We start from the raw sequence: 25,078 nt of genomic DNA, 5'->3' as shown, positions 1-25,078 counted from the left end.
GTTGTTAATGCGATGAACATTGGTCTTTTTTATGGCTCCAGCACTTGTTACACCGAAATGGCTGCCGAAAAAATTCGTGACATCATTGGCCCAGAACTGGTGACACTACACAATCTTAAAGATGATGCTCCAGCCATGATGGAACAGTACGATGTGTTGATTCTCGGCATCCCGACCTGGGATTTCGGTGAATTACAGGAAGACTGGGAGGCCATTTGGGATCAACTGGATAATCTGAATCTCGAAGGTAAGCCGGTAGCGCTTTATGGCATGGGCGACCAGCTCGGCTATGGCGAATGGTTCCTTGATGCGCTCGGTATGCTGCACGATAAACTCGCCCCACGGGGTGCGCAGTTTATTGGTTACTGGCCAACTGAAGGTTATGAATTTACTAGCCCGAAACCTGTCATTGCCGATGGGCAATTGTTTGTTGGCCTGGCACTTGATGAAACCAATCAGTACGATTTAAGCGAAGAGCGAATCCAAAACTGGTGTGAGCAAATTCTCGCTGAAATGGCCGAGAAGTTTGCCTGACAGCGACTCAAACTTCCCCATTCCCGCTTGCCTGTTGTTGCAGCATCAGGCGGCGTAAATCACGCCACTCGCCAGTATCCATACTGTCGGCTGATAACCATAAGTGTTGACTGCGCTTGCGCCCCACGCGGCGTAAACGCAGCATCATGCCGCTGCGTAATACCCATGGCGCACCAACCATTTCCCACTCCTGGTTTTGCCACCGCAGGTGGTAGTCGGTCAGGAGTTTCATTTCGCCCTGGCAAGCATGAATCCGGCGCTGGCTACGAACGCTGTCAAATACCACCAGCGAAAGCAACAGCATCCAAATTAGCGTGTAGCTCATCGGCCACGGCATCAGCAGCACAAAGAGTGCCACTAAACCGTGAACCAAAAGGGACAGCCATTGTGCACGCCACGAGACCCGAAGATCAGATTGCCACAGGACCACGTTCTTTATTCCGTGTCTGAATCAGTGTCACCATCCGTTGCAGCTCTGTATCTGCTGGTTTGCCATGATTCATTAACCAGTTAAACAGGTCAGGATCATCACTTTCCAGCAAACGGACAAATAATTGCTTATCCTCAGTGCTTAACGAGTCATATTCATATTCGAAGAATGGCATAATCGAAATATCAAGCTCACGCATTCCCCGGCGGCACGCCCAATGAATTCGGGCTTTGTTATTGATATCCATGTGCTCTTTCCTGGTTCTCTGACAAAGAAGGTACAAATCTTAGTGTAACGTGTTTTCATGGCACGTATTAACTGAATGTTACCGTTTGCGCGCTTTATCGTGAGAAATTTTTATTGTGCGTTGCAGTTGCATTAACCTTGCGAGAAATCCCGTAAGTGCACAATTCACCTTATCAAACTGCTTGCATTGGCAAATGGCTCTTTTACCATTGAGCCAATTCATATGCTCAAAACCCAGGGACATCATTATGGCTTTCACTCCATTTCCTCCACGTCAGCCAACGGCTGCAGCCCGCCTGCCGCTAACACTCATGACGCTTGATGATTGGGCACTGGCAAGCGTGACGGGTAACGACGCAGAAACCTACCTGCAAGGTCAGGTCACCACTGATGTTGCACAACTGGCAGCAAACCAGCACACGCTTTGCGCGCATTGTGACGCGAAAGGGAAAATGTGGAGCAACCTGCGCCTGTTCCATCGTGGCGAAGGTTATGCGCTGATTGAACGTCGTAATCTGCGTGACGCGCAGCTTGTCGAACTCAAAAAGTATGCTGTGTTTTCCAAAGTGACCATCACACCTGATGATGAAAGTGTGCTTCTGGGCGTTGCAGGGTTCCAGGCTCGTGCGGCACTCGCCAATGTTTTCACAACCTTGCCGGACGCGGAAAACCCAGTGGTTCAGGAAGGCGCGACAACACTGCTATGGTTTAACCTGCCCGCCGAGCGTTTTATGCTGGTCACCGATGAAGCCACCGCGCAGGCACTGGCCGATAAATTGCAGGGCGAAGCACAACGTAATGACAGCCAACAATGGCTGGCTTTAGAGATTGAAGCGGGTATTCCGGTTATTGAACCGGTTAACAGCGCACAGTTTATTCCGCAGGCAACCAACCTTCAGGCTCTGGGCGGTATCAGCTTCAAAAAAGGTTGTTATACCGGTCAGGAAATGGTGGCTCGCGCGAAGTTTCGTGGCGCTAACAAACGTGCTCTGTGGTTCCTGGCCGGGAAAGCCAGCCGCTTACCAGAAGCTGGTGAAGATCTGGAACTGAAAATGGGTGACAACTGGCGCCGCACCGGCACCGTACTCGCCGCCAGCCAACTGGATGATGGCCGCGTGTTAGTACAAGTCGTGATGAACAACGATTTAGAAGCCGACAGTGTGTTGCGAGTGCGTGATGATAACAGCAGCCACCTTGTTATCGAGCGGCTGCCTTATTCGTTAGAAGATGAATAAAATACCCGTCATACTTCAAGTTGCAGGTGCGTTGACTGCACCCGCGCGCGCCAGTCACATAGTTAGCTATGCTCCTGGGGACTTACGGCCTGGTCGCCTGCCTGCATCTTGAATTATTTAGGGTATTGTTTGTTTGATACATACCCACGATTAACGGATATACAGATAGATCGCCAGGAAGTGGCAAACGCTGCCGCCCAGCACAAAACCATGCCAGATAGCGTGGTTGAACGGAATACGTTTACAGACGTAGAAAATGACGCCTAACGAGTAAATCACGCCGCCTGCAGCCAATAACGTTACGCTGCCCGGAGCGAGTTTAATCACCATCTGGTAAATCACCACCAGCGATAACCAGCCCATCAGTAAATAGGTCATTAACGATAAGACTTTAAATCGATGCGCGATGGTCAGCTTAAAAAGAATGCCGGCGAGTGCCAGCCCCCAAATAACGACCATCAGCCCACGCGCCAAAGGCGAGTCCAGCCCAACAAGTAAAAATGGCGTGTAAGTCCCGGCTATCAATAAGTAAATAGCACAGTGGTCAAATTTCTTGAGCCAGCGCTTGGCGCGTTGATGGGGAATGGCGTGATACAACGTGGATGCGAGAAACAGCAAGATCATGCTGCCGCCGTACAGGCTATAACTGGTTATTGCGGTTACACTCGCGTTGGATTCCACCGCCTGTACCAGTAACAAAACCAGCCCAACAATCCCAAAAACCAGTCCGATACCGTGGCTAATGCTGTTGGCGACTTCCTCCGCCAGTGAATATCCTTTAGTGATCAATGGTTTGTCAGCCATTTGGCTACTCCAGGTGAAACAATAGATGGAAAATTCATCTCGACCAGAATAGCTGAGAACGATTCCAGCGAACACATGTACGCTAAAATAAATCTGTCAGATGTGATAACAATTACCGATACAATCCACTACACCGATACAATCTTGTTACTGACACTTAATCCTTTGGAACATTCAGGAAGAGATACCATGTTTACTCATGCGGCAATTGCTAATCTCAACGGACTAGAAATGATGGTCTACAACTATGTCATTAAAAACCGTGACAAAGTGATGTACATGACTATCCGCGAGTTAGCCGATGCGACCGGCGTTTCTACCACTACCGTGCTGCGTTTTTGCCGCAAGTTAAATTGCGATGGTTATTCCGAGTTTCGCGTTCGTTTTAAATTATATCTTGAACAAAATGATGAACAATTGGTTAATTTTGGCCCGAGCGAAATCATCAGCTTTTTTAAAAGCACTAACAATGAAGAGTTTGATAATTTAATTGACCAGGCGGTAAATATTATTTTTTCATCCGAACGTATTATATTTGTCGGAGCAGGAACCTCTGGCGCATTAGCTAAATATGGTGCACGTTTCTTTTCTAATGTCGGTAAATTTAGTAACCACATTGATGACCCTTATTTTCCGGTTACCAACGATATGGCTAAAAATGCACTGGCGATTGTCCTCTCTGTCTCCGGTGAAACTGAAGAGATCCTGCGCTTCGCCAGCCAGTTCAGTCTGCATAACTGCAAGGTGTTCTCCATCACCAGCCACGAAAACTCTTCACTGGCAAAACTTGCCGACTTTAATATCTCCTGGCATATTCCGCTTACCCGTGTTGGTGGCGTTTATGACATCACCACGCAAATCCCGGTTATTTATATTTTAGAAACCATTGGCCGTAAATTGGCTAAAAAAATGGCGTAAAAAAACAGCCTGTTTTATCTATGTAACAAATCACATTAACCGTGATTTGTTATATCGTGACAATTAATTCTCATTTGTTAGACTCCAGAATAGAACGTATTAATACACTGCCATTTTGTGATGTATCCCACATTATTTCTGGCACTGACAGTGAGATTAACAAATATGAAAAAATTGACCTTACCAAAAGACTTTTTATGGGGCGGTGCGGTTGCTGCACATCAGGTAGAAGGTGGCTGGAACAAAGAAGGGAAAGGCCCAAGTATTTGTGATGTGCTGACCGGTGGCGCACACGGCGTACCGCGTGAAATCACTCAAGAAGTGGTGCCAGGCAAATATTATCCCAACCATGAAGCCATCGATTTCCACGGTCATTACAAAGAAGACATCGCACTGTTTGCTGAAATGGGCTTCAAATGTTTCCGCACCTCAATCGCGTGGACGCGCATTTTCCCGAAAGGTGACGAACTGCAACCCAATGAAGAAGGGCTGAAGTTCTACGACGACATGTTCGATGAGCTGCTGAAGTACAACATTGAGCCTGTCATCACCCTCTCCCACTTTGAAATGCCACATTATCTGGTCACCGAATACGGTGGCTGGACTAACCGTAAAGTCGTTGATTTCTTTGTTCGTTTTGCCGAAGTGGTATTTGAACGCTACAAGAGCAAAGTGAAATACTGGATGACCTTTAACGAGATCAACAACCAGCGTAACTGGCGCGCACCGTTATTCGGCTACTGCTGTTCTGGCGTGGTTTACACCGAGCACGATAACCCTGAAGAAGTGATGTACCAGGTTCTGCACCACCAGTTTGTTGCCAGTGCTCTGGCGGTGAAGATTGGCCATCGCATTAATCCTGAAATGCAGATTGGCTGCATGCTGGCGATGGTGCCGCTGTATCCGTTCTCCTGCAAACCAGAAGATCAGATGTACGCGCAGGAATCCATGCGTGAGCGTTATGTCTTTACAGACGTGCAATTGCGTGGCTACTACCCATCTTATGTGTTGAACGAGTGGGAACGCCGCGAGTTCAACATCAAAATGGAAGCGGGCGACGAGCAAATCCTGCGTGAAGGCGTGTGTGATTACCTCGGTTTCAGCTATTACATGACCAACGCGGTGAAAGCTGACGGCGGCACCGGTGATGCATTATCTGGCTTCCAGGGCAGCGTGCCGAATCCGTTCGTGAAAGCGTCCGATTGGGGCTGGCAGATTGACCCTGTTGGCCTGCGCTACGCACTTTGCGAATTGTATGAACGCTACCAGAAACCGCTGTTTATCGTTGAAAACGGCTTCGGTGCTTACGACAAAGTGGAAGAAGATGGCTCAATCAATGATGACTACCGCATTGATTATCTGAGAGCGCACGTTTCAGAGATGATGAAAGCGGTCACTTACGATGGTGTGGATCTGATGGGTTACACCCCGTGGGGCTGCATCGATTGCGTTTCCTTCACCACCGGTCAATACAACAAACGCTACGGCTTTATCTATGTGAACAAACACGACGATGGCACCGGCGATATGTCTCGTTCGCGCAAGAAGAGCTTTAACTGGTACAAAGAAGTGATTGCCAGTAACGGTGAAAAACTCTGATTGATTTGCTCGCCTGAACGCCCCGTTTACGGGGCGTTTTTATTCAGGTCGGCAAAGCAAAACGGAAGCACGCTCCGGTTTCCGGCCTTTCTACCAACGCAATATCGCTGCCGTGTAGCTGCAACATCTGGCGTACAATCATCAACCCTAAACCGCCGACTCTCACCTGCGACTGGTTCATAATCGAAGGCCGCACAAACAATCCTTCTTTCAGCTCATGCGGGATGCCCGGCCCACTGTCACTGATTTGTACCATCACTTTTTGCCCCTCTTTCCACAGGCGCACCGCAACTGTACCTTGCTCTGGGGTATGACGAATTGCGTTATCCAGCAGGTTAGTTAGCACCCGTTCAATCATCCCCAAATCCGCGTCAATTAATGGCAGCTCTGGCTGGATATCAGCCACTAACTTTAACTGCCGTGTTTGCGTCATCAGCTCGAATTTCTGGAAGACATCCTGCAATAACTCACTGAGGCAGAAGTGCTCTTTTTGCGGCTTCACCACGCCATACTCAAGACGAGCTAATTCAAACAGTGACTGTGCGAGGATGCGGACTTTCTGGCTCTGTGCTAACGCGGTTTCCAGATAACGTTGCTTTTCCGCTTCAGAAAGCGTCGATGACATCACCGATAAGCTTTCCAGATAACCGTGCATCGAGGTTAATGGTGTGCGCAAATCATGGGAAATATTGGCAATAAACTCACGACGCAGCTGGTCTTGTTGTGAAAGACGATGCCACTGATCTGAAATACGTCGGGCCATCATAATCACCCCCTGGCGCAACAGGCTGATTTCGTCATGGCCCGGAACTTTTTCCAGCGGCAGCTCGGCCATCGCCTTCATCTCGGTCATGCCGCCGGCTTCCAGTGCATTTACCTGGCAGGAAAGCGAACGTAACGGATGAGTAATCCAGCGAAATGCCAGCCAGCCAACGATAAGTCCCAGCAAGGCAACCAGACTTATCGAAAGCAAAACCACTTTTAATAACGTATTAAATTGCGCATCACTAGCCAGCACATTGTAATTTTCGCCCAACAAAATAATGTACAAATAGCCTTTCACTACCCCGTTCTGGTACATCGGTGCCACGCTGAACACTTTTTTGCCATCAACACTACGAGGATCGTCGCCGTAGATCGGATATTGTTTCTCGTTGAGTGCCGTCAAAATTGGTTGCAGATCTACACGATGGCGTTTGATGTGATTTGGTGGCGCAGCGTCGCCGATAATATCGCCTTTCTCATCCAGCAGATAAACTTCAACGCTTGGGTTTACCGTCATCAAATGATCAAACAAGCGGCGCACTGAATCATCATTCAGCCCGTCTTCCCCCAGCAGCGGGTAGCTCTGGTTGATATGCTCGGCAAGCGAGCCAGAAAGTTGCTGAACCACCGCCTGGCTGTACTGCGTACTGGTGCGGATTTGCAGCCACCCCAGCAAAGAGCAAGAGGTGATGAGCAGCAGGGCAAAGACCAGAGTCAGGCGCTGTGAAAGAGAGAGTTTTCGCATGGTTTACTCGTTGCGCAGTGCGATGAATTTATACCCTTTTCCCCACACAGTAAGAATGAATTCAGGCTCTGCGGGGTTGTCTTCAATCTTGATGCGTAAACGGTTGATATGGGTGTTAACTGTGTGTTCATAGCCTTCGTGTTGATAGCCCCAAACCTGGTTAAGCAGATTCAACCGTGAGAAAACTTTGCCGGGATGTTTGGCAAAAAACCACAGCAGATCGAACTCACGCGGTGTCAGCTCAACAGGCTGTTGTCTGAGGCGCACATCGCGAGCCAGGGGATCAATAGTTAGCCGATCGAAAGTCAGCGTTCCGGCATCCTGCATCAGGTTCTGACTCATCGCTTCCTGGCGGCGGAACAGCGCTTTAACTCGCGCCACGAGTTCCAGCATTGAAAAAGGTTTTGCCAGATAGTCATCCGCGCCAAGCTCCAGCCCCAATACGCGATGCGTTTCGCTTGAGCGAGCGCTGATCATGACGATCGGCGTGTAACGCGTCATGGTTCGCGCATGGCGGCAGATTTCCAGCCCATCAACGCCCGGCAACATAAGATCCAATATCAGCGCATCCCAACCACCCTGTTTGAGCAATTCCAGCCCGAGGGTGCCATCTGCTGCATGCACAATTTCATAGCCTTCTTCCCGCAGGTGCAGTTGCAGAAGTTCAGCAATATTTTCGTCATCCTCAACGATTAATAATTTTTTGGTTTTCATCACTTCTGCCTTATATCCGCTGTTGATAGCAAGTCTATACAACATTCACCCATCGAGTTATCACATTTAATTTAACTTTTCGTGAGGTTTTGGAGAACAGATTTCAGCCACAATCATTTCAACGCAATAACCGGAATTACACGATGGAAAGGCCAATATTTCAGGTTAAACCCGCCCTGGTTCATCCGCTGTGGCTGAGGATTTGCCACTGGTTGAATGCCCTTGCCATGCTGATTATGGTGACAAGTGGATGGCGGATATATAACGCTTCACCGTTGTTTAATTTTACCTTTCCAGCTGAATTAACGCTCGGTGGCTGGCTAGGCGGTGCCTTGCAGTGGCATTTCGCAGGCATGTGGCTATTTGGTATTAATGGCGTGATTTACCTGCTGATTAATATTTTCAGCGGCCGCCTGAAACACAAATTTTGGCCTCTGTCGCCGCGTGCATTAGCCAATGATTTTATTGCCGCACTACGGGGAAAACTGGCTCATGAGGATCTCAGCCACTACAACACTGTGCAGAAACTGGCGTATCTGTTTGTGATGATCGACGGGATCATTCTGGTGAGTTCAGGTCTGGTGGTGTGGAAATCAGTACAGTTTCCGTTATTGCGGGAATTACTCGGCGGTTATGACAATGCACGTTTTATTCATTTTTATGCCATGTCCGCAATGGTGGGGTTTGTCGTCATCCATCTGATTATGGTGGCGCTGGTTCCACGAACTTTACTCGCGATGTTGCGTGGCCGATAGGGAAAAATAATGAGCAAAAATAATAAGATTTTTTCTGATTCTGACAAGGCCGCAATTATTCAGGATGCGACACAGCAAATTAATAAACAGTTATCGTCTGAAGGCCGTCGTCGTTTTTTGAAGCAAGGTTTAACCCTCGGTGGTTTAATGATGCTGACCGGCTGCGATATTAGCAGTAATGAATCAGTCGAAAATAGCTTAAGCCGTATTTCACGATTCAATGACCGCGTACAAGGCTGGTTATTTAACGCCAATGATTTGGCACCGGTTTATCCCGAAAGCATGATGACGCGTCCATTCCCTTTTAATGCTTTTTACAGCGAAGACGAAGCGCCGAACATTAACGGCGACGATTATCGCCTGGAGGTTGCGGGACTAGTGGCAGATAAGCGCCCGTGGACGCTGGCACAGCTGCACCAGATGGCGCAGGTTAGCCAGGTCACACGCCACATCTGTGTTGAAGGCTGGAGTGCGATTGGTAAATGGGGCGGCGTACCGTTTTCTTTATTCCTTAAAGGAATTGGCGCTGATTTAAATGCCCGTTATGTCAGTTTTAAATGTGCTGATGATTATTACACCAGCATTGATATGGCTACCGCACTACATCCACAAACCATTATTGCTCTGACTTACGATGGTGAAATATTGCCGCGTAAGTATGGTTTCCCGATGAAATTAAGAATGCCCACCAAGTTGGGTTACAAAAACCCCAAACATATTCAAGTTATAGAAGTCACCAACCGCTATCCCGGTGGTTATTGGGAAGACCAGGGTTATAACTGGTTTGGCGGAAGTTAATCAATGTAGTTAATGAAACGTAAAGGAAAGACAAAATGAAAAAACTCTACACTGCTCTGATGTGCTCAGCATTATTCTTTGGCGTAGCTGGCGCTAATGCTGCGGATAATATGTCTAAAGATAATATGGCAATGTCTCACGACTGCGGCAAAGATGGCATGAAGAAAGATTGCATGGCTAAAGATGGTATGAAGAAAGATTCCATGTCTAAGGATCATATGTCTAAAGACTCTATGTCTAAAGATTCTATGGCCAAAGATGGCATGTCTAAAGACGAGATGGGTAAAAAGTAATTCTCACACCAACATCAGGATAATGGCAGTTGTCTGAATTTTCAGGCAACTGCCATTTTGACTTTCTAATTTATCAATCTTAGGGGAAAACACTCAGCTTATTTTCGCTCATCGGCGAATCCTATTTAAACAATAGCTCTTGCCAATTATATAGATTGATAATCCTCAAGGAGTCAGATCCTTTTCTTTCACATGATGGGAAACGCATAAAAAGCGTATGACAACCTATGGAAAGGACAACCAGATGAAAAAAATAATAACACTATCCGGGATAGCCATTGCGGGTGTAGTCGTCGGCTATTTTAGCCTGGTGGCTTATGTTTATCACCATGATAATCAAAGAACTGCAGCATTCCCTCCGCAAACCAATCCTTCACCACATAATGTAAAAGTCCTGAATATATTGCAGGAAAAAGGTTGTGACTATTGCCACACGCCTTCGACCAAATTGCCCTTTTATGCTTCATTCCCTGTGGCAAAACAGCTTATGGAGTACGATATTCAACTCGGTTACAAATCGTTTAACCTGACCCAGGTTCGTGAAAGCCTGCTTGATAATAAAGCAGCGCCGCAAAGTGATATCACTAAAATTGAGTGGGTTATGGGACATCAGACCATGCCTCCGACCCGTTATAATGCTCTGCATTGGGCTGGTGTGATGAATCAAGAGGAACGTAACGTTTTACTTGATTGGGTGAAACAGCAGCGGCTGAATTATTACACTACGTCGGATATGGCAGATAATCGCCGTAATGAACCGGTGCAACCTATCCCCAAATCTTTGCCAGTCGATGCTCAAAAGGTCGCACTGGGAATGCGCCTTTACCATGACCCACGACTCTCTGGCGACAACTCCATCTCCTGTGCACATTGTCATCAGCTTGGTGCAGGTGGTGTGGACGGACGTAAAACATCCAGAGGTGTTGGTGGTGAAATTGGCCCGATTAATGCTCCTACCGTCTATAACTCGATATTCAATATCGAACAATTCTGGGATGGACGTGCCGCCGATCTTCAGGCTCAGGCGGGTGGACCTCCGCTTAACCCTATCGAAATGGCTTCGAAATCCTGGGATGAAATTACCGACAAGCTAAATAAAGACCCGATCCTGACACGCGACTTCACCGCCGTGTATCCACAAGGGTTCTCGGGAACGTCCATAACGGATGCGATTGCCGAGTTTGAGAAGACCCTTATTACGCCGGACTCGCCATTTGATAATTATCTGCGCGGGGATGACAACGCAATCACATCGCAACAGAAACGCGGTTATCAGCTATTTAAAGACAATAAATGTGCCACCTGCCATAGCGGGAAAATACTTGGCGGGCGTTCGTTTGAGCCGCTTGGACTGAAGAAAGACTTTGGTTTTGGTGAGGTCACTGCCGCAGATATCGGGCGCATGAATGTCACTAACGATGTGCGCGACCGTCTGCGCCAAAAAGTCCCGACGTTACGTAACGTCGCCCTGACTGCGCCTTACTTCCACCGCGGAGATGTCGAAACGATGGATGAAGCAGTGAAGCTGATGCTGAAATATCAGGTAGGAACTAGCTTACCGCAAAGCGATGTCGACGACATTGTGGCTTTTCTGAATACGCTAAACGGTGTCTACACGCCTTATCCGGTTAACTAAAACCGTTTGCAGGAAAAGGCAGTTCACCTGAAGTTTCAGGCAACTGCCTTTTTTATTTACCGCCGGCTAAATCGAGGAAACTGCCTGTCACATAGGAGGCTTTATCACTAAGCAGCCAGACGATGGCCTGAGCGACTTCTTCTGGCTGGCCGCCACGTTTCATCGGTAAGAGATCTTTTACCCGATCAACTCGCCCGGCTTCGCCACCCGAAGCATGCATTTCGGTATAGATAAAACCAGGACGCACGCAATTGACACGAATCCCCTGCGCCGCAACTTCCACAGAAAGCCCTGTTGTCAGGGTATCAACCGCACCTTTTGACGCCGCATAATCAACATATTCACCAGGTGCGCCCAGACGTGATGCTGCCGACGAGACATTAACTATCGCCCCGCCATTTCCACCATGGCGAATTGCCATGCGTTTGACGGCTTCGCGGCAACAAAGAAAATAACCAGTGACGTTAGTCGCTAACACGCAGTTAATGCGTTCAGCAGTGAGTTCTTCGATGGTGGATTGTTGGAACAGAATGCCCGCGTTGTTGACCAGCGCGGTCACAGGGCCGAAGGCGTTGTCGATTTCCACAAACATTGCCATGACTTGCAGTTCATCGGCGATATCCGCTTTGATAGCAATAGCTTCGCCGCCCGCCGCGTGAATAGTTGAAATCACTTCATCGGCTGCTTGTTTATTACGCTGGTAGTTTACGACGACTTTGTAGCCAGATTGCGCCAGCATGATGGCGGTGGTTTTACCGATACCACGGCTTGCGCCGGTGACTAATGCGACGGCCATTTTACCTCCAACGTTGTAGCGCCCTCACCCCGCCCCTCTCCCCCAGGAGAGGGAGAAAACCGAACGGGTCCCCTCTCCATCAGGGAGAGGGTTAGGGTGAGGGTGGTGTTAAAACTTACTGATATTCGCTCATCGGCACGCAAGAGCAGAACAGATTGCGGTCACCGAACACATCGTCCAGGCGTTTCACGGTCGGCCAGTATTTGTTGCCATGGCCTGTCGGGAACACTGCCAGTTCGCGGGTGTACGGGTGCGTCCAGTCAGCAACGATTTCGTCCTGAGTGTGCGGTGCGTTAACCAGTGGGTTATCTTCCAGCGGCCATTCACCACGCGCAACGCGGTCGATTTCGGTGCGAATAGTCAGCATCGCGTCGATAAAGCGATCCAGCTCCAGTTTGCTTTCAGATTCCGTTGGCTCAACCATCAGCGTACCCGCTACCGGGAACGACATCGTTGGCGCGTGGAAACCGAAGTCAATCAGGCGCTTAGCAATATCCAGCTCGCTGATGCCGGTTTCTTCTTTCAATGGACGAATGTCGAGAATACATTCATGCGCCACATGCCCACTGCGCCCGGTGTAGAGAATCGGGAAAGCAGATTTCAGGCGGGTCGCAATATAGTTGGCATTCAGGATTGCCACCTGGCTTGCCTTCTTCAGACCCTGCGCGCCCATCATGCGGATGTACATCCAGCTGATTGGCAGAATAGATGCGCTACCAAATGGTGCTGCGGAAACCGCGCCCTGCTGAGTCAGCATCTCTTCAATCTGCACCACGCTATGGCCTGGTACAAACGGTGCCAGGTGCGCTTTCACGCCGATTGGCCCCATACCTGGGCCGCCACCGCCGTGTGGAATGCAGAAGGTTTTGTGCAGGTTAAGGTGCGAAACATCCGCGCCGATGTAACCCGGAGAAGTGATCCCCACCTGTGCGTTCATGTTCGCGCCATCCAGATAAACCTGGCCGCCGAACTGATGCACGATCTGGCACACTTCACGGATCGTTTCTTCGTACACGCCGTGGGTTGACGGGTAAGTCACCATGATACAAGACAGCGCATCGCCAGCCTGTTCGGCTTTCAGACGCAGATCGTGAAGATCGATATTGCCTTGTTTATCACACGCCACCACGACCACTTCCATGCCAGCCATTTGCGCTGACGCCGGGTTGGTGCCGTGAGCAGAACTTGGGATCAAGCACAGATTACGGCTGCCTTCGTTACGGCTTTCGTGATAACGACGAATCGCCAGCAGGCCCGCATATTCGCCCTGAGCACCGGAGTTTGGCTGCATACACAGCGCATCGTAACCGGTGAGTTTCACCAGCCAGTCAGACAGCTGGGAAATCATCTGATGGTAACCTTCCGCCTGGTTTGCCGGGCAGAACGGGTGCAGTTCGGCAAATTCCGGCCAGGTGATTGGGATCATTTCAGCGGCCGCGTTCAGCTTCATGGTGCAAGAGCCGAGTGGGATCATCGCCTGGTTGAGCGCCAGATCTTTGCGCTCAAGCGAGTGCATATAACGCATCATTTCGGTTTCGCTGTGGTAGCGATTGAACACCGGATGCGTCAGGAATTCGTCATTACGCACCATAGCTGCCGGTATAGACAGGCTGTCACCCGCAACGTTTTGATCTAATTTGTCGATGTCCAGACCGTGGTTATCGCCCAGCAACACCGTGAACAGCGCCTGCACATCTTCGCGGGTAGTCGCTTCATCCAGCGTGATGCCAACCGCGTTCAGAATATCGCTACGCAGGTTGATTTCATTGGCTTCGGCGCGTGCCAACACAGCGGCTTTATCGCTGACTTCAACACACAGAGTGTCGAACCAATGTTTGTGACGCAGCACCAGACCTTTTTGTTGCAGGCCAGCCGCCAGAATATCGGTCAGACGGTGGATACGCCCGGCAATACGTTTCAGGCCAGCCGGGCCATGGAACACCGCATACAGACTGGCGATGTTTGCCAGCAGAACCTGGGAAGTACAAATATTGGAGTTGGCTTTTTCGCGGCGGATATGTTGCTCGCGAGTTTGCATCGCCATGCGCAGCGCAGTCCGGCCCGCAGCATCGCGGGAAACACCGATAATACGGCCTGGCATAGAACGTTTGAATTCATCACGGGCTGCGAAGAATGCAGCATGCGGGCCACCGTAACCCATTGGCACGCCAAAACGCTGTGCGGAACCAAATACGATGTCAGCACCTTGTTTACCAGGTGCAGTCAGCAGAACCAGTGTCATAAAGTCAGCGGCAACACTCACGATGACTTTACGCTGTTTCAGCTCAACAATCAGAGCGCTGTAGTCATGGACTTCACCGGTGGTACCCACTTGTTGCAGCAGCACGCCAAACACGTCCTGATGATCGAGCACTTTCGCCGCGTCATCAACGATGACGTCGAAGCCGAAGGTTTCAGCACGGGTGCGTACTACGTCCAGCGTCTGTGGATGTACGTCGGCGGCAACAAAGAAGCGGTTGGCGTTCTTCAGTTTGCTGACGCGTTTAGCCATCGCCATCGCTTCTGCGGCAGCGGTTGCTTCGTCCAGCAAAGAAGCCGAGGCGATATCAAGACCGGTTAAATCCAGAGTCACTTGCTGGAAGTTAAGCAGAGCTTCAAGACGGCCTTGTGAAACTTCAGGCTGGTACGGGGTGTACGCGGTATACCAGCCTGGGTTTTCGAGCATGTTACGCAAGATGACAGGTGGCGTTTGCACCGCTGTGTAACCCATGCCGATGTAGGTTTTAAAACACTTGTTACGTCCGGCAATGGTCTTTAATTCAGCCAGGGCCGCGAATTCCGTAGCAGCCTCACCCACCTGCGGTGGCTCAGCAAGCTGGATATCAGCAGGAACGATTGAAGCAATCAGCTCGTTAAGCGAACGAGCACCTACTGTTTCCAGCATTTCATGTTGCTGTTGTGCGTTCGGTCCAATGTGACGGTCGATAAACGCTTCGTGATTTTCAAGCTGACGTAAAGACTGGGTCATGAGCGGTGATTCCTGATGTGTGTTTCCCCCTTCTCCCTCAGGGAGAGGGCCGGGGTGAGGGTTGATGTGCTGATATTCCCCTCACCCTAACCCTCTCCCCAAAGGGGCCAGGGGATGAGTCGGTGTCGATTACTCGTCTTCTAACAGCGCTTCGTACGCCGTTGCATCCAGCAATTCGTCCAGTTCGGATTCGTCGCTAGCTTTGATTTTGAAGATCCAACCGCCAGTGTATGGCTCGCTGTTGATAAGCTCTGGCGTATCGCTCAGCTCGTTGTTCACAGCGATGATTTCACCGCTGATAGGTGCGTAAATGTCAGAGGCCGCTTTTACAGATTCAGCCACGGCGCAATCATCGCCAGTGCTGACCGTGGAGCCAACGTCTGGCAGGTCGACAAACACCATATCGCCCAGCAGCTCTTGCGCGTGTTCGGTGATACCTACGGTGTAAGACCCATCAGCTTCTTTACGCAGCCATTCGTGTTCTTTGCTGTATTTCAATTCGTTCGGCACATTGCTCATTGTTTTTCTCCTGATTTCGAAATTCACTGCGCGACAGCTTTACCGCCGCGAACAAAAATAGGTTTAGTCACTTTTACCGGCATTTCTCGGTTACGGATTTGCACAATGGCTGTTTCGCCAATGCCCGCAGGAACGCGTGCCAGAGCAATGCTGTAGCCCAACGTTGGTGAGAATGTCCCGCTGGTGATTACGCCTTCATGAATGTTGCCTGATTCATCCGTAAAGCGAACAGGCAGCTCATTACGTAATACGCCTTTTTCGGTCATGATCAAGCCAACGAGCTGTTCGGTGCCTTTCTCGCGCTGGAGTTCCAGTGCTTCACGGCCAATGAAATCGCGGTCTTCTGGCTGCCAGGCGATGGTCCAGCCCATATTGGCGGCCAGTGGAGAAACGCTTTCATCCATTTCCTGGCTGTAGAGGTTCATGCCGGATTCCAGACGTAGTGTGTCACGCGCGCCCAGTCCGCAAGGCTTCACGCCAACCTCAACGAGTTGCGCCCAAAATTCGGCCGCTTTCTCATTTGGCATAGCAATTTCGTAACCCGCTTCGCCGGTATAACCGGTGGTAGCAACAAACAGGTCACCCGCCTGAACACCGAAGAAGGGTTTCATGCCTGCCACTGCTTTACGCTGTTCTTCGGTAAACAGCTGCGCAGCTTTGGCCTGAGCGTTTGGCCCCTGAACGGCAATCAGCGCCAGGTCATCACGCACGGTGACAGAAACGCTGAACGGTTCGGCGTGTTGATTAATCCAGGCCAGGTCTTTTTCACGCGTGGCGGAATTCACCACCAGGCGGAAATAATCTTCGCTCTGGAAATAGATAATCAGGTCATCGATGACACCGCCGGAGGCGTTGAGCATGGCGGTGTAGAGGGCTTTACCCGGCTGGGTCAGTTTGGCAACGTCGTTTGCCACTAAGTAACGGAGGAATTCGCGGGTACGGCTGCCTTTAAGATCAACAATGGTCATGTGTGAAACATCAAACATACCGGCATCGTTGCGCACTGCGTGGTGCTCATCAATCTGCGACCCATAGTGCAATGGCATCATCCAGCCATGGAAATCCACCATACGTGCACCGCAGAGATTGTGCTGTTCAAACAAAGGGGTCTTTTGAGTCATTTTTTCCTCTTTAACCATCTGGTTGAAAAGCGCTGTTCGCTTTCCTTTTCGTCAGACGAAACCCAGCATCACCATCGATCCCGAGGGCGACGCAAACGTTACCTTTTGTCTGAACTTACCACTGAATGGGGGAGTAAACCATAAGGCACAAACCGTCATTGCATTAGCTTATGACCAAAACCAGGGAGGCATGATGCAGAGTATTCGACTGCAAAAATGCGAGACGCTGCGCATAATTAAGAAGTGTTTAAGTCAAAATTTAGTGTTAGCTAACATTTACGACCATTTCAGAAACAATTTCACTACAACGCTAAAAACGTGGGATGAGAAAAAGTAATCCGAGATAAGGGGTGAGATTAGAATTTTTCAAATGAGGGAAGGTGATCTCAGTCACACTGGATGCGCTAAGTCATGCGAGTTACAGCGCTGCGGCTGCAACTCGCAAGTATGAGGAGTGTTTAACGAAGCCAGCTCGGTAAATCGTGTAGCCCCATCGCCTGACGGACAAGCTTTGATTTCACACCAGGAAGGGTATCAGCCAGTTTCAGGCCAATATCACGCAGCAGTTTCTTCGCCGGATGTTGACCGGCAAATAGGTCACGGAAACCCTGCATGCTGGCAAGCATCATCGCCGCACTGTGCTTGCGGCTGCGCTCGTAACGCCGTAGATATAAATACTGGCCGATGTCTTTACCCTGGCGGTGCAAACGACGCACTTCATCAATCAGTTCAGCGGCATCCATAAACCCAAGGTTCACACCCTGCCCGGCTAACGGATGGATGGTGTGTGCGGCGTCGCCCACCAGCGCCAGACGGTGCGCGGCAAAATTACGCGCGTAGCGGCCAGTCAACGGGAACACCTGGCGTTCACTTTCAACGTGACACAATCCAAGGCGCATATCGAATGCCACCGACAGCGCCTGGTTAAATTCTTCAGCACTCACCTGTTGCAGACGTTCCGCTTCCAGCGGTGACAACGACCAGACAATCGAACATAAATGTGGGTCGCTTAACGGCAGGAAAGCCAGAATGCCCTCGCCGTGAAATATCTGGCGAGCCACCGCTTGATGGGGTTCAGTAGTGCGAATGGTCGCCACCAACGCATGATGGCGATAATCCCAAAACGTCAGTGGAATATCCGCCTGGTTACGCAGCCAGGAGTTTGCGCCATCAGCACCAACCACTAAGCGTGCAGTCAGCATCGCACCGTCTTTAAGGGTAATAAACGCTTCGTTTTCACCCCATGCGACTTGCTGCAATTCGGCAGGCGCCATCAGGGTGACATCGCTGCATTGTTCCGCGCGTTGCCATAAAGCATGATGGATAACGGCGTTTTCGACGATGTGACCAAGGTGACTGAAGCCAAAGGTTTTATCGTCAAAAGCGATATGCCCAAAGCTGTCTTGATCCCACACTTCCATGCCGTGATAACAACTGGCACGCTGGGCGATAATTTTCGGCCACGCGCCAAGGTGAGTCAGCAACTTTTCGCTGGCGGCATTGATGGCCGAGACACGTAAAGCCGGGGCAGATTCAGGTGCTTGCGGCTGTGGAAGATGGTTCTCCAGTACCGCAACACGCAAACCGCTGCCTTGCAGGCCGCAGGCAACCGCCAGACCCACCATGCCACCACCAACAATCGCCACATCAACGCTTTGCAAATTACTCTCCTTTAACAAACCTGTTTTAACGCGCAACCCAGCCGAGAGTACGCTCAGCCAGCGCGTCTCGCGCTGGGGTAAAATGTTCTATCGCCATCAGCCCAAGATTGCGCCCCACCACCAGTGGAGCCCAATGGTTAGCGAATACCTGGACTAAGCCATCGGTCACGCCAATGGTGGCAATTTTATCTTCGCTACGACGTTGCTGATATTCAGCCAGAACTGCATAACTGCCAATATCCTGGGCTGCTTCATGTGCAGCGGCGAGGTTTTCAGCCAGCGACATCACATCGCGCAGGCCGAGGTTAAAGCCTTGCCCGGCAATCGGATGTAGCGTTTGCGCAGCATTGCCCACCAGCGCAACGCGGTGAGAAACCGACTGCGTCGCCGTGGTCAGTGCCAGTGGATATTGCGCGCGCGCGCCCGCATGTGTGATTCGCCCAAGCCGCCAGCCAAATGCGCGTTGCAGTTCATTACAAAATTGCTCGTCATCCCACTGGGCAATTTCAGACTGTGCGGATAATGGATGACACCACACCAGCGAACAACGTCCGTCGGACATCGGTAACATCGCCAGCGGGCCGTGCTCGGTAAAACGCTCAAACGCGCGCCCGTTGTGCGGTTGTGAAGTGGTGATGTTGGCGATCACCGCAACCTGATGGTAATCCTGTTGCTGCCAGGTAATGCCAGATTGCGCGGCGAGCGGCGAGCGAGAGCCATCCGCCGCCACCAGCAATTTACCTTCAATACGCTCACCGTTATCCAACTGGACGCTGACTTTATCGGTTTCACGGGTGAACGAGGCAACGCGCTGCGGGCAATGTAATGCCACGCCCGGTGCTTTGCGCAGTAAAGCGAACAAACGCAGCCCGACATCATGCAGTTCCACGACTTGCCCGAGTGCCGGAATCTGATAATCCTGCGCATCCAGCGTGACGAAACCGGCATGGCCGCGATCGCTAACATGAACCGTGGTAATCGGGGTTGCACAGTCTTTGATGGCAGGCCACACGCCGATACGCGTCAATTGCTGGCAAGTCCCCTGCGCAATCGCGATAGCTCGCGCATCAAAACCAGGATGCGCCGCAGATTCCGGGGCCACCGCTTCAATTAAATGAACCGGCAACTTACCGTGAGTTAAACGGGAAATAGCCAGCGCCAGCGTCGCCCCAGCCATGCCTCCGCCGACAATAATCACGCTCATGAGTGACGCGCCGCCGCCATTAACGCTTCGATGTCGTCTGCCGACTTCACTACGCTGGCTGTCAGGTTTTCATTGCCGGTGGCGGTGATGAGTATGTCGTCTTCAATACGAATCCCAATACCGCGGTACTCGGCGGGAACATCTGCATCAGGCGCGATATACAAACCAGGCTCCACGGTAATCACCATTCCAGGCTCAAGCTTGCGTGAACGATCCGCGCCATAAACGCCGACGTCGTGAACATCCAGCCCTAACCAATGGCTCAGACCATGCATAAAGAACGGACGGTGCGCGTTTTCGGCGATCAACTTATCTACGTCACCGTGAAGAATGCCGAGCTTGACCAGGCCCGTCACCATAATGCGAATCACTTGCGCGGTGACTTCCTGCATTGAGGTGCCTGGACGGTAGAGTTGCAGAGAGGTTTCGAGGGATTCGAGCACGATGTCGTAAATCGCCCGCTGCGGTGCGCTAAATTTACCGTTCACCGGGAAGGTACGCGTGATATCGCCCGCATAGCCGTGGTATTCGCAACCGGCATCGATCAACACCAAATCACCATCGCGCATTTGGCTCTCGTTTTCGGTGTAATGCAGAATGCAGGCATTTTCACCGCTGCCAACAATGGTGTTGTAAGACGGGAAGCGCGCACCGTGGCGGTTAAATTCGTGAAGGATTTCACCTTCGAGCTGATATTCAAACATCCCTGGACGGCATTTTTCCATCGCTCGGGTATGCCCAAGTGCGGTGATTTCACCGGCACGACGCATCAGCGCAATTTCTTCTTCTGACTTAAACAGACGCTGTTCGTGAACCCACGGACGCCAGTCAGTTACTGTAGCCGGAGCGGTGAGATTCTGGCGAGAACCGCGGCGTAGTTTATCGAGTGCGGCAAAAACGATGGTGTCAGCCCAGGCATATTCGCCCTGCGCGTGGTAAACCACATCGAGGCCATTAAGCAGTTGGTGCAACTGTTCGCCGATTTCGGAGAACGCCAGCGCACGGTCAACGCCCAGTTTTTCTGGTGCGGCTTCCTGACCCAGACGGCGACCAAACCAGATTTCAGCGGTTTTATCGCGCAGGCGGTTAAACAGAACGCTGTGGTTGTGGGTTTCGTCGCTTTTAATCAACACCAATACCGCTTCAGGTTCGTTAAAACCGGTGAAGTACCAGAAATCGCTATTCTGGCGATACGGGTATTCGCTGTCGGCACTGCGTGTTACCTCGGGAGCGGCAAAGATGAGCGCGGCGCTTGCCGGAGCCATTTTGGCCAACAACGCCTGGCGGCGCCGGAGAAATTCGTGCTGATTCATCACACCTCCTGAAGCTTATTATTTTTAGTGTAGCGTTGGTTTTTGCACTTCTGGCGCGGTCGGAACCGGGCGGGTAAAGGTGTCGTGACACAGCAATGCCGCCACGCGCACGTACTCGACGATCTCTTCGAGCGACATTTCCAGCTCTTCTTGATCTTCGTCTTCGTCGTAACCCAATTGCGCGATGTTACGCAAATCGTCGATAGCTTCACCGGTTTCACCGGTCACTTTATCGAGCTTAGGTTGCGTGACACCCAGGCCAAGTAAGAAATGGTTTACCCACCCCGCCAGCGCATCAGCTCGCTGGAATACCGTTACGTCGTCGCCATCTGGCAGGTAAAGCTGGAACAGAAAACCGTCATCTTCAAGCGAATCACCGGTTGCACCATGCATCTGGCGCAGAGTATCCGCAAGGTTTTGGCTGAAGGCCAGGCCTTCGTTTGTCAGGTCATGAAGCAGCGGTTGCCAGCTGGTGTCTTGATTACCACCGCATAGCATACCGCTGATTAAGCCGTGCATTTCTGAAGGCGTCATACCGACACCTTGTTGGTTCAATAGTTGGCCGACTAAGTCGTAGTCAGGCATAGTGTTCTGTATAGACATGCGCATTCGCCATCGTTGGCTGTGAGAGTTCATGTTATGCTACCACCAGGGACCCCAAGGCACCAGAAAAGGGCTTGTATCTTCATTTCGGGATAGCTATAGTGACGCCCCTTTCGTAGCCTGGCACAGGTTAGCGAGAGGCAGGCGAGTTAACAGCAGGAAGGTGGCATGTCTGCACAACCAGTCGATATCCAAATTTTCGGTCGTTCATTGCGCGTGAATTGTCCGCCTGAACAACAGGATGCACTGAATCTTGCGGCTCAAGAGCTTGATCAGCGGTTGCAAGATTTAAAAGTTCGCACTAGAGTCACAAATACTGAGCAGTTAGTTTTCATCGCAGCATTGAACATTTGCTACGAATTGGCTCAGGAAAAATCGAAAACCCGCGACTACGCTTCTAACATGGAAGAACGTATTCGGATGTTACAGCAGACCATCGAACAAGCGTTGCTTGAGCAAGGTCGCATAACTGAAAGACAGGGTCCAAATTTTGAATAACACTTCACGGTTACCTATGGTAGAGTAACTTTGAAGACCAAATTTCTCTGAGATGTTTGCATGCGGGCCAGTCCCCTGAGCCGATATTTCATACCACAAGAATGTGGTGCTCCAGATTCTGTGAGCATGCTCGGTCCGTCCGAGAAGCCTGATGATTCTGACGCTGCATTCACCTTGAACCAAGGGTTCAAGGGTTACAGCCTGCGGCGGCATCTCGGAGATTCCCTCTTTCTACCAACCAGTCATCGCTATGACGAAAATTCAGCTAATTCCATCGCTTCGACAAGAAATCAGACAACACATTCGGCAACGACGCCGTGCGCTTACCCCCACTGAACAACAACACTTTGCTCATCTTGCAGCCGAACGAATGCTGGCATATCAGCCGGTAACCGATGCCGGTACCGTCGCCCTGTTTTTGTCATTTGATGGCGAACTGGACACCACACCACTCATCCGTGCGTTATGGCGAGCAGGAAAATCGGTCTATCTACCGGTGCTTCATCCATTCAGCAAAGGCAACCTGTTGTTTTTGCGCTATAGCGAAAATAGCCATTTGGTGATGAATCGCCTGAAAATTCTTGAGCCGAAGCTTGATGTCCGTGATGTATTGCCGCTGGATAAACTGGATGTGCTGATTACGCCATTAGTCGCGTTTGATGAGCAAGGACAAAGGCTGGGAATGGGCGGTGGTTTCTACGACAGGACGTTGCAAAACTGGCAGCAGCATGGTTTGTGGCCGGTTGGGCTGGCACATGATTGCCAGCATGTTCCGGCCTTACCCGCTGAAGAGTGGGATATTCCCTTGCCCGCAGTGGTGACGCCATCGCGAGTTTGGGAATGGTAGCGTCAGGCGATACGCAGCTTGAGCAGTTGTTTGGTATGCCAGTATTGCAATATGAAGACCGTGGTCAGTGCGCCAAGAAGCGCACAAAACATATCTGATTGCGTGTCCCAAATATCACCCTGAGTCCCCAAAAACTCGTCGGCCCCCTGCCCCAATGCCAGCGCTGCCGCCCATTCAATCAGTTCATATACGGCACTGATGGCGAGTGCTATGCAGCACACCAGAAACGCGACCATTTTGCGCCCATGAACATAGCCACCACGAATCAAAATCTCACGTGCCGCCAGCGCAGGAACTAGCCCCTGGAAAAAATGGCCAAGCTTGTCATAGGGATTACGACTCAGACCCAACCACTCCTGAACCTCAAAACCCATCGGCACTTTGGCGTAGGTGTATAAACCGCCAACCATCAAAATAATGGCATGCAGGAAAATCAAAAAATAGAGCAATGGCGTAAGGGGAAAACGCGAGTGGGTCGCTAAAAGCAGAGGAACAATGATAATGACTGGAGTCACTTCCATCAGCCAGGTGAGCCGATCCGTAGTGCTAAACCCCGTATAGATGAGAATCAGCAGAAGTATAAAGGCACCGGATTTTAAGAATGTACTGGTCATGTAGCTTCGCCGTATGACTAAAAGCTTAACTATCAGTGGGACACGCGAAAAAAACAACTCAGGAAACGGATTTTGAGAGTCAAGTGGGGAGCCAGATTAGCTCCCCAATTATTTAATTAGTACAGCAGACGGGCGCGGATAGTCCCCGGAATCGCCTTCATCGATTTCAGCGCAGCTTCAGCAACATCTTCTTCGGCATCGACATCAATAACCACATAGCCCATCTGCGGAGTGGTTTGCAGATACTGAGCGGCGATGTTGATACCCTGCTCGGCAAAAATCTGGTTCAGCGCGGTCAAAATCCCCGGGCGGTTTTCGTGAATGTGCAGTAAACGGCTGGTGCTGCCACCGTGTAACGGCAGAGAAACTTCCGGGAAATTCACCGCAGAGAGTGTAGAACCGTTATCGGAATATTTAGCCAGTTTGCCAGCCACTTCCAGACCGATGTTTTCCTGTGCTTCCTGAGTCGAGCCGCCAATGTGCGGAGTCAGGATCACGTTATCAAACTCACACAGTGGCGAAGTGAATGGATCGCTGTTAGTTGCCGGTTCAGTCGGGAATACGTCGATTGCAGCACCTGCCAGATGCTTACGCGCCAGCGAATCACACAATGCAGGAATATCAACAACCGTGCCACGTGCGCAGTTGATCAGCAGTGCGCCCGGCTTCATCAGCGCCAGTTCGTTGACGCCAATCATGTTCTTGGTAGAGGCATTTTCAGGCACATGCAGACTCACCACATCGCTCATGTTGAGCAGGTCAGAAAGATGCTGAACCTGAGTCGCGTTACCCAGCGTCAGTTTGTTTTCGATATCGTAGAAGTAAACGTGCATACCCAGCGCTTCAGCCAGAATCCCCAACTGAGTCCCGATATGGCCGTAACCAATAATGCCGAGTTTTTTACCGCGTGCTTCATAAGAGCCAACCGCCAGTTTATTCCACACACCACGGTGTGCTTTGGCGTTAGCTTCCGGAACGCCACGCAGCAGTAATAGCAGTTGGCCGATAACCAGTTCTGCTACAGAACGCGTGTTAGAGAATGGGGCATTAAACACCGGAACGCCACGTTTAGCGGCAGCATCCAGGTCGACCTGGTTTGTACCAATACAGAAGCAGCCGACAGCCACCAGCCTTTCAGCCACGGCCAGAACATCTTCAGTTAAGTTGGTACGGGAACGCAGACCGATGAAATGCGCATCACGGATCGACTCTTTCAGGGCATCGCTGTCCAGCGCGCCTTTATGGTATTCGATGTTGGTATAGCCTGCTGCGCGAAGGTTATCCACGGCTTTCTGGTGTACACCTTCCACCAGCAGGAATTTAATCTTGTCTTTATCCAGTGATACTTTTGCCATTTCCCGACCCTATTTTTAGTACTGATGTTGTGCTGTGTGATAAGACACCCTTCTGCCAAAATATCAAAATATACGGGCGGGGCAAT

25 protein-coding genes and 1 other RNA gene are annotated in these 25,078 nt (G+C 50.7%); 11 read left to right on the top strand and 15 right to left on the bottom strand.

Features of this window, described 5'->3' with window-relative positions:
- The first annotated feature begins 12 nt into the window (after positions 1-12).
- On the top strand, positions 13-534 hold the full coding sequence (gene fldB / locus MES37_RS08315; RefSeq protein ID WP_064543777.1) for a flavodoxin FldB: 522 nt from the start codon (positions 13-15) through the stop codon (positions 532-534).
- Between the two features lie 7 nt (positions 535-541).
- On the opposite strand, the gene MES37_RS08310 is transcribed toward fldB, so the two are convergent.
- Both MES37_RS08310 and sdhE read right to left on the bottom strand, forming a co-directional pair.
- Entirely contained in the window at positions 542-964 is a 423-nt protein-coding gene (locus MES37_RS08310) for a protein YgfX (RefSeq protein ID WP_064543659.1), read from the bottom strand.
- Entirely contained in the window at positions 945-1,211 is a 267-nt protein-coding gene (gene sdhE / locus MES37_RS08305) for an FAD assembly factor SdhE (RefSeq protein WP_064513590.1), read from the bottom strand. The genes MES37_RS08310 and sdhE overlap by 20 nt, the downstream gene beginning before the upstream one ends.
- A gap of 247 nt (positions 1,212-1,458) precedes the next feature.
- Between sdhE and ygfZ the strand changes: the two genes are divergently transcribed.
- Positions 1,459-2,445: a tRNA-modifying protein YgfZ gene (ygfZ, locus tag MES37_RS08300; protein WP_237931002.1), complete on the top strand. Its 987-nt coding sequence runs from the start codon at positions 1,459-1,461 to the stop codon at positions 2,443-2,445.
- 150 nt (positions 2,446-2,595) lie between these two features.
- Here the strand turns inward: ygfZ and trhA are convergent, their stop codons facing one another.
- The gene (gene trhA, locus MES37_RS08295) at positions 2,596-3,249 is read right to left on the bottom strand and encodes a PAQR family membrane homeostasis protein TrhA (RefSeq protein WP_064543654.1); all 654 of its coding nucleotides are present in this window, start codon (positions 3,247-3,249) and stop codon (positions 2,596-2,598) included.
- 189 nt (positions 3,250-3,438) lie between these two features.
- Here trhA and MES37_RS08290 point away from each other — a divergent pair, with 189 nt between their 5' ends.
- Both MES37_RS08290 and MES37_RS08285 read left to right on the top strand, forming a co-directional pair.
- Positions 3,439-4,167, top strand: coding sequence for a MurR/RpiR family transcriptional regulator (locus MES37_RS08290; RefSeq protein WP_237931022.1), 729 nt, complete (start codon positions 3,439-3,441; stop codon positions 4,165-4,167).
- 165 nt (positions 4,168-4,332) lie between these two features.
- Positions 4,333-5,766 carry a 6-phospho-beta-glucosidase gene (locus tag MES37_RS08285; protein WP_237931001.1) on the top strand — a complete coding sequence of 478 codons (1,434 nt, stop codon included), beginning with the start codon at positions 4,333-4,335 and terminating at the stop codon, positions 5,764-5,766.
- Between the two features lie 43 nt (positions 5,767-5,809).
- Here MES37_RS08285 and MES37_RS08280 read toward each other — a convergent pair whose 3' ends face one another.
- Entirely contained in the window at positions 5,810-7,276 is a 1,467-nt protein-coding gene (locus MES37_RS08280; RefSeq protein WP_064543647.1) for a sensor histidine kinase, read from the bottom strand.
- Positions 7,277-7,279: 3 nt separating this feature from the next.
- Positions 7,280-7,990: a response regulator transcription factor gene (locus MES37_RS08275; protein WP_074388527.1), complete on the bottom strand. Its 711-nt coding sequence runs from the start codon at positions 7,988-7,990 to the stop codon at positions 7,280-7,282.
- Between the two features lie 143 nt (positions 7,991-8,133).
- Between MES37_RS08275 and MES37_RS08270 the strand changes: the two genes are divergently transcribed.
- From MES37_RS08270 to MES37_RS08255, 4 genes are all read left to right on the top strand, one after another.
- A complete protein-coding gene (locus MES37_RS08270) occupies positions 8,134-8,745 on the top strand; it encodes a cytochrome b/b6 domain-containing protein (protein ID WP_121814929.1) in 612 nt (203 codons plus the stop codon).
- Between the two features lie 9 nt (positions 8,746-8,754).
- Positions 8,755-9,543 (top strand): molybdopterin-dependent oxidoreductase, encoded by a 789-nt coding sequence (locus tag MES37_RS08265; RefSeq protein WP_064543642.1) that lies wholly within the window; start codon positions 8,755-8,757, stop codon positions 9,541-9,543.
- A 35-nt stretch (positions 9,544-9,578) separates the two neighbouring features.
- A complete protein-coding gene (locus tag MES37_RS08260; protein ID WP_237930993.1) occupies positions 9,579-9,836 on the top strand; it encodes a pentapeptide MXKDX repeat protein in 258 nt (85 codons plus the stop codon).
- Between the two features lie 244 nt (positions 9,837-10,080).
- The gene (locus MES37_RS08255; RefSeq protein ID WP_064543638.1) at positions 10,081-11,472 is read left to right on the top strand and encodes a cytochrome-c peroxidase; all 1,392 of its coding nucleotides are present in this window, start codon (positions 10,081-10,083) and stop codon (positions 11,470-11,472) included.
- Positions 11,473-11,524: 52 nt separating this feature from the next.
- Here the strand turns inward: MES37_RS08255 and MES37_RS08250 are convergent, their stop codons facing one another.
- From MES37_RS08250 to MES37_RS08215, 8 genes are all read right to left on the bottom strand, one after another.
- Positions 11,525-12,268: an SDR family oxidoreductase gene (locus MES37_RS08250; RefSeq protein ID WP_237930990.1), complete on the bottom strand. Its 744-nt coding sequence runs from the start codon at positions 12,266-12,268 to the stop codon at positions 11,525-11,527.
- Positions 12,269-12,383: 115 nt separating this feature from the next.
- Positions 12,384-15,257 carry an aminomethyl-transferring glycine dehydrogenase gene (gene gcvP / locus MES37_RS08245; protein WP_064543634.1) on the bottom strand — a complete coding sequence of 958 codons (2,874 nt, stop codon included), beginning with the start codon at positions 15,255-15,257 and terminating at the stop codon, positions 12,384-12,386.
- A 129-nt stretch (positions 15,258-15,386) separates the two neighbouring features.
- Positions 15,387-15,776 carry a glycine cleavage system protein GcvH gene (gcvH, locus tag MES37_RS08240; RefSeq protein WP_064543631.1) on the bottom strand — a complete coding sequence of 130 codons (390 nt, stop codon included), beginning with the start codon at positions 15,774-15,776 and terminating at the stop codon, positions 15,387-15,389.
- A gap of 23 nt (positions 15,777-15,799) precedes the next feature.
- Positions 15,800-16,897 carry a glycine cleavage system aminomethyltransferase GcvT gene (gene gcvT, locus MES37_RS08235; RefSeq protein ID WP_237930987.1) on the bottom strand — a complete coding sequence of 366 codons (1,098 nt, stop codon included), beginning with the start codon at positions 16,895-16,897 and terminating at the stop codon, positions 15,800-15,802.
- Positions 16,898-17,355: 458 nt separating this feature from the next.
- The gene (gene ubiI, locus MES37_RS08230) at positions 17,356-18,558 is read right to left on the bottom strand and encodes an FAD-dependent 2-octaprenylphenol hydroxylase (protein WP_064543629.1); all 1,203 of its coding nucleotides are present in this window, start codon (positions 18,556-18,558) and stop codon (positions 17,356-17,358) included.
- A gap of 25 nt (positions 18,559-18,583) precedes the next feature.
- Positions 18,584-19,762 (bottom strand): 2-octaprenyl-6-methoxyphenyl hydroxylase, encoded by a 1,179-nt coding sequence (ubiH, locus tag MES37_RS08225; RefSeq protein ID WP_237930983.1) that lies wholly within the window; start codon positions 19,760-19,762, stop codon positions 18,584-18,586.
- Positions 19,759-21,075, bottom strand: coding sequence for a Xaa-Pro aminopeptidase (gene pepP / locus MES37_RS08220; RefSeq protein ID WP_064543625.1), 1,317 nt, complete (start codon positions 21,073-21,075; stop codon positions 19,759-19,761). Before pepP ends, ubiH begins: the two co-directional genes overlap by 4 nt.
- A 24-nt stretch (positions 21,076-21,099) precedes the next feature.
- Positions 21,100-21,678, bottom strand: a complete 579-nt coding sequence (locus MES37_RS08215) for a YecA/YgfB family protein (protein WP_064543623.1) — start codon at positions 21,676-21,678, stop codon at positions 21,100-21,102.
- Positions 21,679-21,846: 168 nt separating this feature from the next.
- Between MES37_RS08215 and zapA the strand changes: the two genes are divergently transcribed.
- The 3 genes from zapA (at position 21,847) to MES37_RS08200 (ending at position 23,023) form a co-directional block, all read left to right on the top strand.
- Positions 21,847-22,176 carry a cell division protein ZapA gene (zapA, locus tag MES37_RS08210; protein ID WP_034498319.1) on the top strand — a complete coding sequence of 110 codons (330 nt, stop codon included), beginning with the start codon at positions 21,847-21,849 and terminating at the stop codon, positions 22,174-22,176.
- Positions 22,177-22,217: 41 nt separating this feature from the next.
- Positions 22,218-22,401: non-coding RNA, 6S RNA (ssrS, locus tag MES37_RS08205), on the top strand.
- Positions 22,402-22,426: 25 nt separating this feature from the next.
- Positions 22,427-23,023, top strand: a complete 597-nt coding sequence (locus tag MES37_RS08200; RefSeq protein ID WP_064543621.1) for a 5-formyltetrahydrofolate cyclo-ligase — start codon at positions 22,427-22,429, stop codon at positions 23,021-23,023.
- 2 nt (positions 23,024-23,025) lie between these two features.
- On the opposite strand, the gene MES37_RS08195 is transcribed toward MES37_RS08200, so the two are convergent.
- Both MES37_RS08195 and serA read right to left on the bottom strand, forming a co-directional pair.
- Positions 23,026-23,637, bottom strand: a complete 612-nt coding sequence (locus MES37_RS08195; RefSeq protein ID WP_237930980.1) for a DUF2238 domain-containing protein — start codon at positions 23,635-23,637, stop codon at positions 23,026-23,028.
- Positions 23,638-23,753: 116 nt separating this feature from the next.
- A complete protein-coding gene (serA, locus tag MES37_RS08190; protein ID WP_064543617.1) occupies positions 23,754-24,992 on the bottom strand; it encodes a phosphoglycerate dehydrogenase in 1,239 nt (412 codons plus the stop codon).
- Between the last annotated feature and the right edge of the window lie 86 nt (positions 24,993-25,078).

This window comes from Buttiauxella sp. S19-1 (assembly GCF_022134725.1).
Classification (GTDB): Bacteria; Pseudomonadota; Gammaproteobacteria; order Enterobacterales; family Enterobacteriaceae; genus Buttiauxella; species Buttiauxella ferragutiae.
Note: the sequence above shows the minus strand (reverse complement) of the source record. Positions and strands in the feature narration are given on the sequence as shown.